The 15484-nt window shown below is 63.3% G+C and carries 9 protein-coding genes; 8 read left to right on the top strand and 1 reads right to left on the bottom strand.

All coding sequences use genetic code 11. The features are described from left to right. The first annotated feature begins 116 nt into the window (after positions 1 to 116). From ACKI2N_RS32540 to ACKI2N_RS32510, 7 genes are all read left to right on the top strand, one after another. Positions 117 to 1292 (top strand): efflux RND transporter periplasmic adaptor subunit, encoded by a 1176-nt coding sequence (locus tag ACKI2N_RS32540; protein ID WP_420998399.1) that lies wholly within the window; start codon positions 117 to 119, stop codon positions 1290 to 1292. Between the two features lie 23 nt (positions 1293 to 1315). After that, positions 1316 to 4522 carry an efflux RND transporter permease subunit gene (locus ACKI2N_RS32535; protein ID WP_420998398.1) on the top strand — a complete coding sequence of 1069 codons (3207 nt, stop codon included), beginning with the start codon at positions 1316 to 1318 and terminating at the stop codon, positions 4520 to 4522. A 35-nt stretch (positions 4523 to 4557) separates the two neighbouring features. Beyond that, positions 4558 to 6084, top strand: coding sequence for an efflux transporter outer membrane subunit (locus ACKI2N_RS32530; RefSeq protein WP_420998397.1), 1527 nt, complete (start codon positions 4558 to 4560; stop codon positions 6082 to 6084). 1157 nt (positions 6085 to 7241) lie between these two features. Beyond that, positions 7242 to 7721 carry a DMT family transporter gene (locus tag ACKI2N_RS32525; protein ID WP_420998395.1) on the top strand — a complete coding sequence of 160 codons (480 nt, stop codon included), beginning with the start codon at positions 7242 to 7244 and terminating at the stop codon, positions 7719 to 7721. A 292-nt stretch (positions 7722 to 8013) separates the two neighbouring features. Further along, on the top strand, positions 8014 to 9579 hold the full coding sequence (locus ACKI2N_RS32520) for an MFS transporter (RefSeq protein WP_420998394.1): 1566 nt from the start codon (positions 8014 to 8016) through the stop codon (positions 9577 to 9579). A gap of 631 nt (positions 9580 to 10210) precedes the next feature. After that, a complete protein-coding gene (locus ACKI2N_RS32515) occupies positions 10211 to 10696 on the top strand; it encodes a MarR family winged helix-turn-helix transcriptional regulator (protein ID WP_420998393.1) in 486 nt (161 codons plus the stop codon). Positions 10697 to 10701: 5 nt separating this feature from the next. After that, on the top strand, positions 10702 to 10950 hold the full coding sequence (locus ACKI2N_RS32510; protein ID WP_420998392.1) for a hypothetical protein: 249 nt from the start codon (positions 10702 to 10704) through the stop codon (positions 10948 to 10950). 399 nt (positions 10951 to 11349) lie between these two features. Here ACKI2N_RS32510 and ACKI2N_RS32505 read toward each other — a convergent pair whose 3' ends face one another. Further along, a complete protein-coding gene (locus ACKI2N_RS32505; RefSeq protein WP_420998391.1) occupies positions 11350 to 13017 on the bottom strand; it encodes a beta-propeller fold lactonase family protein in 1668 nt (555 codons plus the stop codon). Between the two features lie 345 nt (positions 13018 to 13362). On the opposite strand from ACKI2N_RS32505, the gene ACKI2N_RS32500 reads away from it, so the two are divergent. Further along, the gene (locus tag ACKI2N_RS32500; RefSeq protein WP_426990885.1) at positions 13363 to 15357 is read left to right on the top strand and encodes a hypothetical protein; all 1995 of its coding nucleotides are present in this window, start codon (positions 13363 to 13365) and stop codon (positions 15355 to 15357) included. The last annotated feature ends 127 nt before the right edge of the window (positions 15358 to 15484 follow it).

Below are 15484 nucleotides of genomic sequence, written 5' to 3'. Positions count from 1 at the left end.
CCAATACTGGTTTCCAAGCTAGAGGCACACCCGCGCGGCGTACTCAATGGATGGGGCTCCTGGACCGAAGTATCCGATTTGCTTCGCAACGACTTAGACGGAAAAGGATTCGCATCATGATTACCAATCGCAGGAAAGTCTCGATGGCAGTAGGGGTGTTGTTCGTCGTGGGTGTTGCAGGTCTGGCGCTCACCCATGGCAGCGTTCATCCCGTAGCGAGTGCTACGGCTGCCGCAACTGCCGCGCCCGCCATTGATGTCGACGCGGCCACCGTGGTCAGCCAATCCATCGTGGAGTGGCAGGACTATTCGGGCAGGCTCGAAGCCATCGACAAGGTGGAGATTCGCCCGTTGGTGCCGGGCAAGATCGTGGCGGTTCACTTCAAGGACGGCCAGCTTGTCAAAAAGGGTGATTCACTCTTCACTATCGACCCTCGCCCCTATCAAGCTGAAGTTGACCGCGCCGCCGCTCAACTTGCTGCTGCCGAGGCTCGCGCCAGCTACACCACTAGCGACGCGTCCCGTGCCGACCGCCTGATTGAAAGCAATGCCATTGCCCGCCGTGATTTCGACGAGAAGCACAACGCCGCGCGCGAAGCCTCCGCCAGCGTGAAAGCGGCGCGTGCCGCGCTCGAGGCAGCCAAGGTCAACCTGTCGTACACCGAAGTGGCCGCGCCGGTGGCCGGCCGCGTGTCGCGCGCCGAACTGACGGTCGGCAACATCGTGTCCGTCGGCGCCGGCGCACCGCTACTCACGACGCTCGTGTCGGTGTCGCCGATCTACGCCTCGTTCGATGCCGATGAACAGACTTACCTGCGCTCGCTGCGTCGCGGTGCCAATTCGCCGTTGCCGGTGGAGCTGGGCCTTGCCGACGAAACCGGTTATTCGCGCAAGGGCGTTATCGTCTCGGTCGACAACCATCTCGACACCACGTCGGGAACCATCCGCGTCCGCGCTCGCATCGACAACACTGACGGTGCACTGGTGCCGGGCCTCTACGCGCGCGTCAGGGTAGGCGGCGGCGAGGCCCACCCCGCTGTGATGGTCGACGACGCCGCCATCGGTACCGACCAGGCCAAGAAGTTCGTGCTCGTGGTCGATGCCAACAACCGAGCCCAATACCGCGAAATCACGCTCGGCGCGATCCATGAAGGCCTGCGCATTGTGACAACCGGCTTGAAGCCAGGAGAGCGCATCGTCGTCAACGGCATCCAGCGCGTGCGCCCCAACGACATCGTCAAGGCGCGCACCGTCGACATGGTGAATGCAGGTAACGCCAAGCCGGCTGCCTGATACCGGTCAACGGGAGTCCCATCATGAACATCTCTAAGTTCTTCATCGATCGGCCCATCTTCGCGGCCGTGCTGTCGGTGGTCATCCTGCTGGGCGGCGTGATTTCGCTATTCAAGCTGCCCACGGCCGAGTATCCGGAAGTCGCTCCGCCCTCGGTAGTGGTGCGCGCGCAGTATCCAGGTGCCAACCCGAAAGTCATCGCCGAAACCGTCGCCTCGCCGCTGGAGGAGAAAATCAACGGCGTCGAGGACATGCTGTACATGCAGTCGCAGGCCAACAGCGACGGCAACATGACTACCACGGTCACGTTCAAGCTCGGTACCGACCCCGACAAGGCCGCGCAGCTCGTGCAGAACCGCGTCAACCAAGCCCTGGCGCGTCTTCCCGAAGAAGTGCAGCGCCTGGGCGTGACGACGATCAAGTCGTCGCCGACGCTGACGATGGGGGTGAACATCGTTTCGCCCAACGGCAAATACGACCTGACATACCTGCGCAATTACGCACTCATCAACGTCAAAGACAGGCTCGCCCGCGTGCCTGGCGTCGGCGAGGTCGCGCTTTGGGGCGCCGGGGACTACTCGATGCGCGTCTGGCTCGACCCGCAGAAGGTGGCTCGCCAGAATATGACCGCCACCGATGTCGTCAAGGCGATTCGCGAACAGAACGTGCAGGTGGCGGCCGGTATCATCGGTGCTTCGCCGATGGCATCTAACGTGCCGGTGCAACTGAGCGTCAATGCCCAGGGGCGCCTGAAGACGGAAGAGGAGTTCCGCGGCATCATCCTCAAGACCACACCGGACGGTGGCGTGGTGCGTCTGTCGGACGTGGCGCGCATCGAGCTGTCATCGGCGGAGTACGCGCTGCGTGCGATGCTAGACAACAAGGACGCAGTGCAGGTCGTGATCTTCCAGCAGCCGGGAGCAAACTCGCTGCAGATCTCCGACGACGTGCGCGCCATCGTGGCCGAATTGCAGAAAGACATGCCTGACGGCGTGAAGGCCGAGATCGTATATGACCCGACGCGTTTCGTACAGGAAAGTATCGACGCCGTGATCCACACGCTGTTCGAAGCCATTGCTCTCGTGGTGCTGGTTGTCATCGTCTTCCTACAGACCTGGCGGGCGTCGTTGATTCCGCTGCTAGCTGTGCCTGTCTCCATTATCGGCACGTTCACGCTAATGCATGCATTCGGCTTCACCATCAATGCACTGTCGCTGTTCGGTATGGTGCTGGCCATCGGTATCGTGGTGGACGACGCCATCGTGGTTGTCGAAAACGTCGAACGTAATATCTCGGAAGGTCTGTCGCCCCGTGAGGCTACGTACAAGGCCATGCAGGAGGTGAGCGGCCCGATTATCGCCATCGCGCTGACACTGGTTGCAGTGTTCGTGCCTCTCGCTTCGATGTCGGGCCTGACTGGTCAGTTCTACCAGCAGTTCGCCATGACCATTGCCATCTCGACGGTCATCTCGGCATTCAATTCACTGACGCTGTCGCCGGCCCTGGCCTCGCTGTTGCTCAAGGACCACCACGCACCGAAAGACCGCCTGACTCGCGTGATGGACCGCATCCTTGGCCCGTTCTTCAATGGCTTCAACAAGGTCTTCCACCGCGGTTCGGAATCCTACGGCAAAGGCGTCGCAGGCGTGATCCATCGCAAGCTCATCATGTTCGTGTTGTACGGCCTGCTGCTGGGCTTGGCCCTGCTGGTGGGCAAAGTAGTACCTGGTGGTTTCGTGCCAACGCAAGATAAGGACTACCTGGTCAGCATTGCGCAACTGCCGGCGGGTGCCTCGCTGGACCGCACTGAAGAGGTGGTGCGCGAGATGGGTGAAATCGTACTGAAGCAGCCGGGCGTAGTGCATGCACCGATGTTCCCGGGCCTGTCGGTGAATGGCTTGACCAACTCGTCGAGCAGCGGCCTAGTGTTCCCAGTGCTCAAGCCATCGAAGGAACGCGGCAAGGGTGAGTCGGCCGCGGAGATCGCTGCTGCGCTGAACGAAAAGTTTGCGCAAATCAAAGGCGCGCAGATCGCTACGTTCCCGCCCCCGCCGGTGTCGGGCCTAGGTACGCTGGGTGGATTCAAGCTCCAGCTCGAAGACCGCGGTGCACTCGGCTACGAAGCGCTAAACGATGCGACGCAGGCCTTCATCAAGGCGGCCTCCAAGGCGCCGGAATTGGGCCCGATGTTCACCAGCTATCAGATCAACGTGCCGCAAATCGACGTCGACCTGGACCGTGTGAAGGCCAAGCAACTTGGCGTACCGGTGACGGACGTGTTCGACACCATGCAGATCTACCTCGGTTCGCTGTACGTGAACGACTTCAACAAGTTCGGCCGCGTCTATCAAGTGCGTGCCCAAGCCGACCAGCAATTCCGTGCTACCGCCGCCGACATCCTGCAACTCAAGACGCGCAACGCCGCCGGGGAAATGGTGCCGCTGTCCTCTCTGGTGACGGTAAAGCCGACGTATGGCCCGGAAATGGTGGTGCGCTACAACGGCTTCACCGCTGCAGATATCAACGGTGGTCCGGCACCCGGTTACTCGTCGGGCCAGGCTAAGGCTGCGATCGAGCGCATTGCCGCCGAAACGCTGCCGCGCGGCATCAAGATGGAATGGACCGACCTGACGTATCAGCAAATCCTGACTGGTAACGCAGCCTTGTGGGTGTTCCCCATCAGCGTGTTGTTGGTGTTCCTGGTGTTGGCTGCCATGTACGAAAGCCTGACGCTGCCGCTGGCGATCATCCTGATCGTGCCGATGAGCATCCTCTCGGCGCTGCTCGGTGTGTGGCTGACCAACGGCGACAACAACATCTTCACGCAGATTGGCCTGATGGTGCTGGTGGGGCTGTCGGCCAAGAACGCCATACTGATTGTCGAGTTTGCTCGCGAGTTGGAGATGCAGGGCCGTACGATCATGCAGGCCGCCATCGAGGCGAGCCGGCTGCGCCTGCGCCCGATCCTGATGACCTCGTTCGCTTTCATCATGGGTGTGATTCCCCTGGTGGTGTCGACCGGCGCTGGCTCAGAAATGCGCCGTGCCATGGGTATCGCGGTGTTCTTCGGCATGTTGGGCGTGACGCTGTTCGGACTGCTGTTGACCCCGGTGTTCTACGTCGCGCTGCGCAAGATGGCGGGTAGCAAGCCGATTGTTGACAGGCACCACATACATGCCGGACCGGTGCGCGCCGAGCAACCGGTGCACGTCGTCAAGTCGGCTGAATGAACAGGGAAACGAGGGAGATCATCATGAACTCATCTATGACCCAATGGTTAAGCAAGGGCTCGATGTTGCTGGCGTCCCTGCTCGTTTTGGCCGGCTGCTCGCTGGCGCCGGCCTACGACAAGCCGGCGGTGCCCACGGCCGGTTTCAAGGAAGCGTCGGCCGACTGGACGCAGACGCAGATCAAGCCCGCTGAAGCGGGTACCTGGCAGCCCGCCAAGCCGTCGGAAGAAGTGGCGCGCGGCGAATGGTGGACCGTGTTCGGCGACGACCGGCTCAACGCGCTGGAGCAGCAGGCGCTCGAAGCCAACCAGGACCTGGCGGCCGCCGCCGCGCGCCTGAAGGAAGCGCGGGCGCTCAACCAGGCCGCGCGCGCCGGGCTGTTCCCGTCGCTGGACGCGGGCTTCGGCCCGACCCGCGAGCAACTCTCGGCGGCGTCGCAACTGCTGCCCGACGGCACCAGCATCCCGCAGCAGACGCTGTGGCGCGCGCAGGCCAGCGCCTCCTACGAGGTCGACCTGTTCGGCCGCGTGGCCTCCTCGGTGGATGCCGCGCGCGCCGACACGCAGCGCAGCGAGGCGCTGTTCCGCTCGGTGCAGCTCGCGCTGCAGGCGGACGTGGCGCAGACCTACTTCACGCTGCGCGGGCTGGATGCCGAGGCCGAGGTGTTCGCCCATACCGTGAACCTGCGCGAGCAGGCGCTCAAGCTGGTGCAGAGCCGCTTCGACGAAGGCGACATCAGCGAGCTCGACGTGGCCCGCGCCAAGGCGGAGCTGGCCACGGCGCGCTCCGACGCGATGAGCGTGCAGCGCCTGCGCGCGGCCTCGGAGCACGGCCTGGCCGTGCTGCTGGGCAAGGCGCCGGCGGAGTTCTCGATGCCGGCGGCGCCGCTCAAGGCGGTCAACCTGCGCATCCCGGCCGGGCTGCCGTCGTCGCTGCTGGAACGCCGCCCGGACATCGCGGCGGCCGAGCGCGCCATGGCCGCGGCCAATTCGCGCATCGGCATTGCCCGCGCTGCGTTCTTCCCGTCGCTGACGCTGACCGGCACGGGCGGCTTCGAGTCGGCCACGCTGGGCGACCTGTTCAAGTGGAGCAGCCGGGCGTTCCTGCTGGGGCCGCTGGCCGGCACCGCGCTGAACATCCCGATCTTCGACGGCGGGCGCCGCAGCGCCAACCTGGCGAACGCGCGCGCGGTCTACGAGGAAGACGTGGCCAAGTACCGCCAGCAGGTGCTGACGGCGTTCCGCGAGGTGGAGGACGGCCTGTCCGACCTGCGCATCCTGGAAGCGCAGACGCAGACGCAGGCCGACGCGGTGCAGTCCGCCACGCGCGCCGCGGACATCTCGCGCACGCAATACCGCGAAGGCGCGATCAACTTCCTCGACGTGATCGACGCGGAACGCACCGCGCTGCAGACCCGGCGCGCGGCGGTGCAACTGCAAAGCGTGCAGGCCGCCGCCACGGTCAACCTGATCCGCGCGCTCGGCGGCGGCTGGGGGGACCCTTCGTCGGCAGATATCGCCAAGACTGACGAGCCAAATGAAGCCAATGTTGTGAAGCGTTGATTCGAACGGCACTTGCCTGCCGCGTTGGAATATGGCGTCCTAGGCCATGGCGCTGGTGTGCTCAAAGGTGTTCTGGAAGCAGCTCGGCGAAATAGCACTGGGTTCCCGCGCCATGCCTTCATGCGAGCGTGACGGTTCGTGTGGTCGAAGGCACGACTCGCCACACACCGCTGGGACATTTCTACATTTACGTTGCGGGGGACTAGCACCTCGGATCAGCTTATAGGGCGTCGCCGGCGGGCGTCGGTGCCGCGCAGAGACATCTGGTCCGGAACAACCCATGCATCCCAAACCTCGTTCGTCGCAGCAGATTGCGGCATAACCGACAGAATGATCTGGTGGAAGAGAGTCCGCTCCTTGTTCATGCCATGCTGGTCCAGCAGCGTATCGACCGAGGCCAGCACCTGAGAACGAACCGTCAGTTGCGACCGATCTATTGTTGGCTCGTCCTCGCTCGCCGTTACCGTCGTTGCGCATGCTGAAGCTCCGACTTGGCCGGTAAGGCCCGTTCGCCTCGTTGTGCCTTTTCGGCGGAGCGGCATCGACATGCAAAAGCAACTCTAATCAGACTAGCCTTTAGACTTTCGATAGCAGGAGGAGAGTTCTCCCGGAATTCGCGAAAAAAAAGCACAGCCGAAGCTGTGCCTGAAGCCTATGTGAGCCTTGCTACTGAGAGGAGGTCAACGCTGGACGGCTTCAAAAATCGGCGGACAAGAGCGCCAGGAACTTGCCGCGTCTTCCCATGAAGAAGGAAGAGTACTCCAGTCACAAAGATAGCAAGCGCTGGGTCGGGAATAAATGCGGATTGCATGAAAACAGTATTTCACCTTCGCGAGTTGAGGCGCCGCTTCCTCCGTTAAGCCTCGCTACGCCGATGCGCAGAAGGCTCAAACTGATCCCCTCGATTTGTCTCTGCTATAGAGACAAAGAAACCTCGTTACAGGCATTTATCAACCTTCGGTCGGCAACCATAATGCCTTTACCGTGGTTGATAAGTTACCTCTCGGCCGAAGCAGACCTCGACCAGATATGTGGTAAGCCTCAAAGCCTGAGAGCGGTACCGGGTCGGCGAAAGCCCCTACAGCTTGCTGAGGAACAACTGCCTCAGGCATGCGTAGGTCGGCATATTCGAATCCACTTCAGAAAGCTCCACACCAATGACACCACTCCTGATGATTGCCCCATTAGCTGGGGGCGCCGCCGCGGCGCTGGAGACGTGGGTCAACGGGCGGCTGGCCGCGGGGCTGGGAAACGATCGGCTGATGGCAGCACTGGTCTCGTTCGTAATCGGTTCTCTCGTGCTTGCCGGTGTTGCCTTTGCGCGAGGCGGCGTCTCTCCAACGATGGGAACCCTGCTCGCTCAGCCATCGTGGCGGTTGGGCGGAGGACTCCTGGGCGCAGTGGCGATATGCGCGAGCCTGCTTGCATCACCTCGAATCGGTAGTGTCAACACTGTCTCGCTGTTCGTGTTTGGTCAGTTTCTCGCAGCAATGCTCATTGATCAGCATGGCCTCACAACTGCCGTTCCGCGGTCAATGACCGTGGTGCGAACTGCAGGCGTGCTCGTGATCCTTTGTGGCGTCGTCCTGGTTTTATTCGGCGACAAGATCGCCGCGGCAATCAGTCGGTCGTCGTAGTGAGAGGCGTCCGGCCCTCGCTACAAGTCCTGGCAGACCGTCAGCGATTGTTTTGATTCTGGATGCGCGAATCACCATTCGAAGCCTTTATCTACGAGGAGTCAAACGCTACTTTCCCGCTTTCCTACGACGCCGACATGTGGCTAATCGCTGCGGTGAGCGTTACGCGCAATTTGCTTTCCGTGAAACATGCATTGTCGGATGGTGTGCCTAACAGCCGTTGGCGGGTCGCAGCCAGGTCCGCGCATCCTCGATGCCGTCAACGGCATCCCATACACTTTCAGAATTATCAATGAACTCACCAGACTCTTCAACGGACGACCACGCGTCTGAGCGTGGCAAACCTCTCATCCTGCTAGCGGTGTGTATGGCCGCCATCGTTCTGCCGCTGAGCTTCACCGGCGGCGCTGTCTCCACGCCCGCTATTGGACGCGAGCTTGGCGGCAGCGCCACTTCGCTGACCTGGATCACCAACGCCTTCATGCTCAGTTTCGGCAGCTTGCTGATGGCGGCCGGTGCGCTGGCTGACGTGTATGGGCGCAAGCGCTTGTTCAGCATCGGCATCGGCTTCTTCGTTCTCACGTCGCTGGTACTCGCTGCCGCGCCATCGGTCCTCTGGCTCGATATCCTGCGCGCCGTACAGGGTATTGCTGCCGCAGCGGCACTATCCGGCGGTGGTGCTGCACTGGCGCAGGAGTTCGATGGCCACGCGCGCACCCGCGCGTTCAGCATGCTGGGCACGAGTTTTGGCATCGGACTCGCTTTCGGCCCGCTCCTGGGCGGCGTGCTCATCGATGCGTTCGGTTGGCGCTCAGTGTTCCTGTCGACGGCACTGATCGGGGCGGTCGCTATGATGTTCGGGGTGCCACGCATGCGTGAGACGCGCGATCCGAATGCGCAGGGTCTCGATTGGCCCGGCACCATGTCCTTCACCACCACGCTCGTATTGTTCACGTTCGCTGTCATCCAAGCACCTGAAAGCGGTTGGTCCAGCGCGCTGGTGGCGGGTTCGCTCGCTGCTTCAGCGTTGATGCTCGCCATCTTCATTTATGTCGAATCTCGCTCGGTGCGCCCCATGCTCGACCTGAGCCTGTTCCGCATTCCTCGCTTTGTTGGTGTGCAAATGCTCCCCATTGGCACATGCTACAGCTACATCGTGCTTGTGGTGATGCTGCCGCTGCGGTTCATCGGCATCGAAGGTCTGAGCGAAATCGATGCGGGTATTCTGATGATTGCACTGTCGGCGCCGATGTTGGTCGTCCCCGTAGTTGTCGCCACGCTGACCCGCTGGATCTCCGCAGGCGTGCTCTCGGGCATCGGCTTTCTCATCGCCGCGGGCGGCCTCCACTGGTTCAGTCAGATCGACGTCGGTGCTGCCGGCTTCGCAGTAGTGGGCCCGATGCTATTGATTGGAATCGGAGCTGGCATGCCTTGGGGCCTCATGGATGGTCTCGCAGTGAGTGTGGTGCCCAAGGAACGTGCGGGGATGGCCACGGGCATCTTCAATACGACGCGCGTGGCGGGGGAGGGGATCGCTCTCGCCACGGTCAGCGCCGTCCTGGCCGCCATTGCCCAGGTTAGCTTGAACGCAGTACTGGCCGAAGCCGGTTCGACTGCCGGAAAGGTCACCGAAGCTGCGCAGCGGCTTGCGACCGGGGACCTCGCGCACGCTGCCGAGGCGCTGCCTCAAGTCAGCCATCAGCTGTTGGTCGCGGGGTATGGTGATGCCTTCCGTATTCTGTTGCACGTGCTGACGGTCATCACCGTGCTGTCAGCCGTCGCAGTCTTCGGCTTCCTCTCGCGCACGCCACAGCAAGCCGGAGCACCTGCAACTGAAGAACTGGGCTCAAACGCCTAATCTTCGATGCCGGCCCTGTCTTGCGCAAACCAAGCCAAGGTTGCCGCTTCGCAGTAATCGAGAATCTCTCGCGTGCGGGCTAGGAATGGAAACTTGAGCTGGCGCCGCGGGAACGGGCTAAGTGCGACGGTAGGGTGGCATGATCGCTGCGGTAGCTCTGGTCTGCCGGTCCAGCGGTTTGCGCAGGGTCTCCCTGTGTTCACGCAAGTGGTCGAAGACAACTTCGGTTGCAATCAAGTCCTGTTTGAGCATGTCTTGAACCGTCCTAGGTACGCGGTCAAGAAGCAGGCCGGACTCGGTCGTCGTTTCGAAGCACTGCCATTCGGAAGCGATCTCCTATATGCGCTTGTTCCAATCCAAGTTGACATGAAGCTTGGTCAAGGTCGACATCGAAGGAGTATTGTTCCTTCACGCCGGGATTGATACGTACGAAGTTGCGGAACTGGATCGGCGCGTGGTCTGAGATATGGATAGACAAGAGGTGGTGGAGAGGCTTTTTGCCTATAGCGTCCAGCGAATTGTCAAGGCGCGGCGGCTTCGCGACTGATTGATTTTTAGCGGCAGGAGGGCCGGTGCGGCCTGCGCGCTGCGTAGGCCCCAATCTAACGATATGGTTGCTATCATCTCTCTCATGCCCCCGATCGACGCCCTCCGTTTTGCCTTTACCGGCCAGCTCATGCTGGCCGGCCGCCAATGGCGCCATATCTCACAAGGCGTGGTGACTGCCTACGGCATCTCCGCCGCAGCAGCCGGACCGCTGCTGTTCATCCGCCGCCTCGGCGGCGGCGTGCGGCAGGTCACGCTGGCCGACTACGTGGGACTGGAAGGCGCTTCGCTGGTGCGGCTGGTCGACCAGCTTTCCGCCGCGGGCCTGGTGCGCCGCGAGGTCGACGCCAATGACCGCCGCGCCAACGCGCTGTGGCTGACCGACGCCGGCGAGGAACTCGCCACCAAGATCGAGGCCGACCTCAAGCAGGTGCGCGCGGACGTCTTCGCGGGTCTCACCGAGCAGGATTTCGAAGGCGCGCTGCGCGTGCTCGACGCGCTGTCGCGCGGCGCCGCCGCGGCGGGCGGCAACGCCGGCAACATCGCCCTCCCCCGCAGCGCGGAGTCCTGACCGCGATGATGACCTGGCCTTCCGGAAGAGACTGGCTCTTTTCCTTCAAAGCTTTCGTGGCCGCCATGCTGGCGCTGTTCATCGCGCTCTACCTCGGCCTGCCGCGCCGGCTGGTGGCCTTGCGGGCCATGAGCTATGCGCGGATGCCGTTGACAGAGCCCGGCACCGGCTGGTGGTCGGCATCCTGGCATTGGACCGGCTCATCAGCCAGCTTTCCTACGGCACCGAGACCGCCGCGCGCGCGGCAGGCGTAGGAACTGTGCGGCCGCATGACCATCGGGGGCGCTAGCATGTGATGGCGCGTTAGCAGCGTGTCCCGATAGGTGGGTTCAGTCCAGGAGGGGCAGGTGCCGCACGCATCTCGACGCTGCACTGGCCTCCCACTGAGGCAGCGGGCGACCGCAGGCCAATTTGAGCACGCTCGGTTCGCGCCGGTGCCACCGGCCTCCGCGGTGCTGCATTCTCGTCAGCGCTGCCCCTGCCGCGAGCATCCCGTGCCTCGATGACAGGAGCGGGCTGGGAAGCGGGTTTCCCCGAGGGACTATCGTTGGGTGACATTGGCTTTCCGTTTCCATTCATGCTCAGCGCAACGGCCTCACTTTGTCGCCATCCAACTCTGAGAGCCGCTGTCGTGAGCATTGTGCCGGGATGTATCAGAACAGCCCAATTCCTGCAGGGCCAGATCCTGTCGCGGGCAACGCTCCGCCGCTAGGAGTTAGTGTTCCGCTGGATGGATTAATGCCATAGACGGTGACATTGTTGTCGTTGAAATTCGTCACGTAGAGCAGCCGTCCACCGGGATCCACCGCCGCATAGAGCGGCTGGCCGCCCGTCGGATAGGTCCCCGTCCCCGTCAAGGCGCCGGTGACGGCATCGATGCTGTAGGCTGAAACGCTGTTGGATGCCTGATTGACAACATACAGGAACCTGCCGCTCGGATCGATCACCAAGGTTCTCGGCGAGGAGCCGGCCGCTATCGTCCCCTGGAGTGTCAAGCTTCCCGTCGTGCTATTGATGGCAAAGATCGAGACAGTGTTCGCACCGAAGTTTGTCACGTAGGCAAACTTGCCCCGGGGCTCGATGATGATGGTGAACGGTATGTTCGCCACGGAGAATGGCGAGCCAGCCACGGGCGTGAGCGTACCGGTAACGGCGTTGAGTGCATAGACCGAGATTGAGTTGTCATTACGGTTTGTGCAATACAGAAATTTTCCAGCTGGATCGATCGCAATGCTGCTGGCCCCGTTTCCTGCCGCAAAGGGCGATCCCGTGACTGGGGTAAGTTCGCCTGTCGTTGTGTTGACGGCGAAGGCCGAAATGCTGGGAGGAGAACTGCCGCCGGTGTAAACAAACTTCCCACGCGGATCCACGGCCAACCCCAGGGATGCCGAGCTAACCGGATATGGCGAACCGACCGTTGCGGCCAGCGTACCAGTGGCGGGATCAAGACGGTAGGCCCACAGTGCGCTAACGCTCGCACTTGCGGCAAATAAGAACTGCCCCGCCGGATCTCTTGCCATCCCGAACGGGAACGAGGAAGGAAATGGTGATCCGGCCAGTCCAGACAGGGCGCCAGTCGTGGCATCGACGGCATAGCCCGAAATAGTGCCCGACGTTTGGTTTGCCACATAGGCAAAGCGCGGTGTGCTAGCGGTACAGGTGACGGTCGCGCTAGCCACGTCTGCGCCAGCCACCGTGCCGGTGCCAGCCGCCACCGTGCAGGTCTGCGGGGGTAGCGTTGGCTGCGTCCTGACCGTAACCGTATAGTTTGCGCCGCTCGCCACTGGCGTCGCGAATGTGAACGCGCCGTCGGTGTTCACGGGCAGGTCATCCCCCGCATTGTTCTGCAGGACGAGCCCGCTACCCGTCAAGCCGCTCACGGTTCCACCCACACGGAAGGCATTGGTCGAGCAAACTACGGCCACGTTGTTGACGGCGGTATCTTGCACTGTGGCGCTGCCGGCATTGACCGTGCAAGTCTGTGTCGGATTGTTCGGCTGGACCTTGACGGTTACCGCATAGGACGCGCCGGTCGCGACCGGCGTGGCAAACGTGAACTGCCCATTGGTAGCGACAGCCAGATCGTCGCCTTCGTTGTTTTGCAACAGTAGGCCGTGCCCGGAGAGCCCGGTGACATTGCCACTAATGGCAAAGGTTGCGAGCGGCGGAGCAACGGGTCCGACGGGAGGGGTGACAGGGGCAGGAACCTCCGCGTTCGCGGGCGGGTCATCACTGCCGCAGCCGAAAAGAGAGAGGGAGCCGACCGCGACGCTGGCGGCCAGCAGCACGGCTCGCAGCCGCGCGGAATTGAGGTTGACCATGTGACCGATCCCGTTTCTTATGATCAGGGCGCGTCCGTCGGCCGGTGTCAGCTACGGTGTCCCTTTGTATCTATTGTTTGATCCATTCTCGCTGGCGATTTTCGACCTGATACCAGCGGCGACTATTTTAGAGCTTGTTTGGATATTCAAGGATGGGCGATTTTGTGCGGCAGCAGACCGCCTATGGGCCCATGTTTGCTTACTTGTGATGATTGACGCATATTATAAAACTTGATAGCCCCGAAGGGGTATGGAAGAGAGCAGGAGCTCGCTGCTACAGTCGCCCGGCACAACCCCGGTGGCGCGTATGTATATTTGCCAATAAATAAAAACGGGTCAGGTCACATGTTCCAAGGTTTCCATGCCGGCGCGCGGTCTCGCGCGGCCGGCCTGCTCTCGCTTGTCCTCGCCGCTGGCCTGCTGTCCGCCTGCGGCAGCGACGAAGCCCCATCTTCCCCAGCCACGCAGACACCCAGCAGCCGCCTCGTCGTCGACACCGGCACGGCCGCGCCCGCGCAGGGCGGCACGCTGACGCTGAAGGCTACCTTGCTCGGCGCCGATGGCCTCGAGGTCAAGGGCGCCAAATTCGCGTGGTCGTCGTCCAACGAAGCGGTCGCGGTAATCGTGTCGGCCTCCGACCAGGCGCCGGCGGCCGCCAGCATGATGCAGCCGGTGGGTACCTATGCCTCGGTGCGCATGCTCGCTCCCGGCGAGGTCGACATCGTCGCCACGGCGACGCTGCCCGACGGCAGCCAGGCCACCAGCACCACGCACCTGGCCGTGCAGGCGCCGGCGGCGAAGACCTATGCGCTGACGCTGTCGCCGTCCACGCTGACGGTCAACTACGGCGCGGCGCCGCAGGTCGTCACTGCGGTGGTGCAGCGCTCGGACGGCGTCGACGGCGCGGCCGACCTGACGGACTGGTCGTGGGCGGTCGACAACGCCACGTTCGCCGCCGCGCCGGCGGCGGACAGCCATTCGGCGCAGGTCGCCACCACGGGCACGCTGGCGGACACGGGCAAGCTCACCGCCTGCGCCACCACGCCGGCGGGCGACCGGCTGTGCGCCAATGCCGCGCTGGCGCGGCCGCTGGTGGCGCTGCCCTCGATCGCGTTCTCGGCGCCGTCGCTGAGCGTGAAGCCGGGCCGCACCGGCACCGTGACGGCGACGCTGACCGACGGGCCGGGCGCCGACCTGGCCGGCCGGGCGACGCTGGCGTGGTCGATCCAGCAAAGCGGCACGGCCGCATCCATCGTCGGCATGCCCACCAGCACCAGCGTGACGATCGGCCTCGATGCCGCACAGGTCGACGCCTATGTTGCGACGCTGACGCTGACGGCGACCTATCCGGACGGCCGCACCAACAGCAGCACGCTGCCGCTGACGTCCACGGGCGCATGGACACGCCTGCCGGATGCGCCCATCGCCAACCCGTCGGTGGTCAGCCTGGCCATCGACGGCACGCGCGTGTGGCGGCTGACCGCGGACGGCAGCCAGCCGGCGCGGCTGGAGCGCTTCGGTGCGCTCGACGCCGCTCCGCGCGAACCTGCTACGGCGTTGCCGGCGGCGGCGCGCGGCGTGTGGCTGGCGGCGGATACGGACCCGGCGAATTCGGCGGTGGTGGTGCAACTGGGTGCGGATGGCGCGGGCGTGCCGTTCGGCAGCTTCGATGCGGAGCTTGTCGGCCCCCTCACGAGCTTCTCGCTGATGGACTGCGCGCAATATACGGCCTCTTCCACTGCGGGGCGTGCCTTCGTGAAGGCCAGCGTCGGCACCGGCATTGTCTCGACGGGCTGGTGTGCCAATTCGTGGATATGGTGGTGGCAGCAGGTGGGTGGTGATGCGTATTTCAGCTATTTCGACGGCTCACCAGTTCTTGACGCGCGTCCGCTTCCCGCTGGTGGTGGCTTGGCTGTCCAGGCAGACGGATCGCGCAGCTTCGTGTGGGCGGACGGCGACGGAATTTCTTGGGGCGCCGTGGCACCGATAAACCTTGGCCTTGGGGCCGTCCAGGGGAATGCCGTCAATGAAAATGCGCCACTCTATGGTTATGCGAGCGGCTCCGGGATCGTTGTCAACGCCGGACCAGGCATCCCCTATGCGCCTGTCGCGGCCGCGGTACCGCCATTGACGAAGCTGAGCGCCGTCCCGCATTTCGTGGTGGGGCTCGCCGCGTCGTCGCTTGCTGTCCTCGATACGGACAGCAACACGCCGACGACGCTCGCGCTGCCGGGCAACGGCACTGCGACCGACTTCGTGAGCGCAGCCGCCGCGAACGGCAAGCTGCGCATCGCCGCCCGGCTCGCCGACGGCTCGGTGTGGGTCTACGACCAGCCTTGATTTAGTGGCCGCTGGCTGCAAAACGGCCCAGCCGATGGTATCGAACAGTGCCCGGGCACGGGCCTGTCAGCGCGCGGCAACCGGGCCGCTGCAAGGTCATCCGGCCCGTCGCATGCCGCCGAAAGCG

The sequence above is a fragment of the Cupriavidus sp. 30B13 genome, from assembly GCF_049059565.2.
Classification (GTDB): domain Bacteria; phylum Pseudomonadota; class Gammaproteobacteria; order Burkholderiales; family Burkholderiaceae; genus Cupriavidus.
This window is presented reverse-complemented; position numbering and strand designations above follow the sequence as displayed.

Excerpts from the sequence above, each read along its gene's own strand:
- ACKI2N_RS32525 (WP_420998395.1), top strand. The coding sequence starts at position 7,242 with ATGACACCACTCCTGATGATTGCCCCATTAGCTGGGGGCGCCGCCGCG.
- ACKI2N_RS32520 (WP_420998394.1), top strand. The coding sequence starts at position 8,014 with ATGAACTCACCAGACTCTTCAACGGACGACCACGCGTCTGAGCGTGGC.
- ACKI2N_RS32530 (WP_420998397.1), top strand. The coding sequence starts at position 4,558 with ATGACCCAATGGTTAAGCAAGGGCTCGATGTTGCTGGCGTCCCTGCTC.
- ACKI2N_RS32515 (WP_420998393.1), top strand. The coding sequence starts at position 10,211 with ATGCCCCCGATCGACGCCCTCCGTTTTGCCTTTACCGGCCAGCTCATG.
- ACKI2N_RS32510 (WP_420998392.1), top strand. The coding sequence starts at position 10,702 with ATGATGACCTGGCCTTCCGGAAGAGACTGGCTCTTTTCCTTCAAAGCT.
- ACKI2N_RS32535 (WP_420998398.1), top strand. The coding sequence starts at position 1,316 with ATGAACATCTCTAAGTTCTTCATCGATCGGCCCATCTTCGCGGCCGTG.
- ACKI2N_RS32500 (WP_426990885.1), top strand. The coding sequence starts at position 13,363 with ATGTTCCAAGGTTTCCATGCCGGCGCGCGGTCTCGCGCGGCCGGCCTG.
- ACKI2N_RS32505 (WP_420998391.1), bottom strand. The coding sequence starts at position 13,017 with ATGGTCAACCTCAATTCCGCGCGGCTGCGAGCCGTGCTGCTGGCCGCC.
- ACKI2N_RS32540 (WP_420998399.1), top strand. The coding sequence starts at position 117 with ATGATTACCAATCGCAGGAAAGTCTCGATGGCAGTAGGGGTGTTGTTC.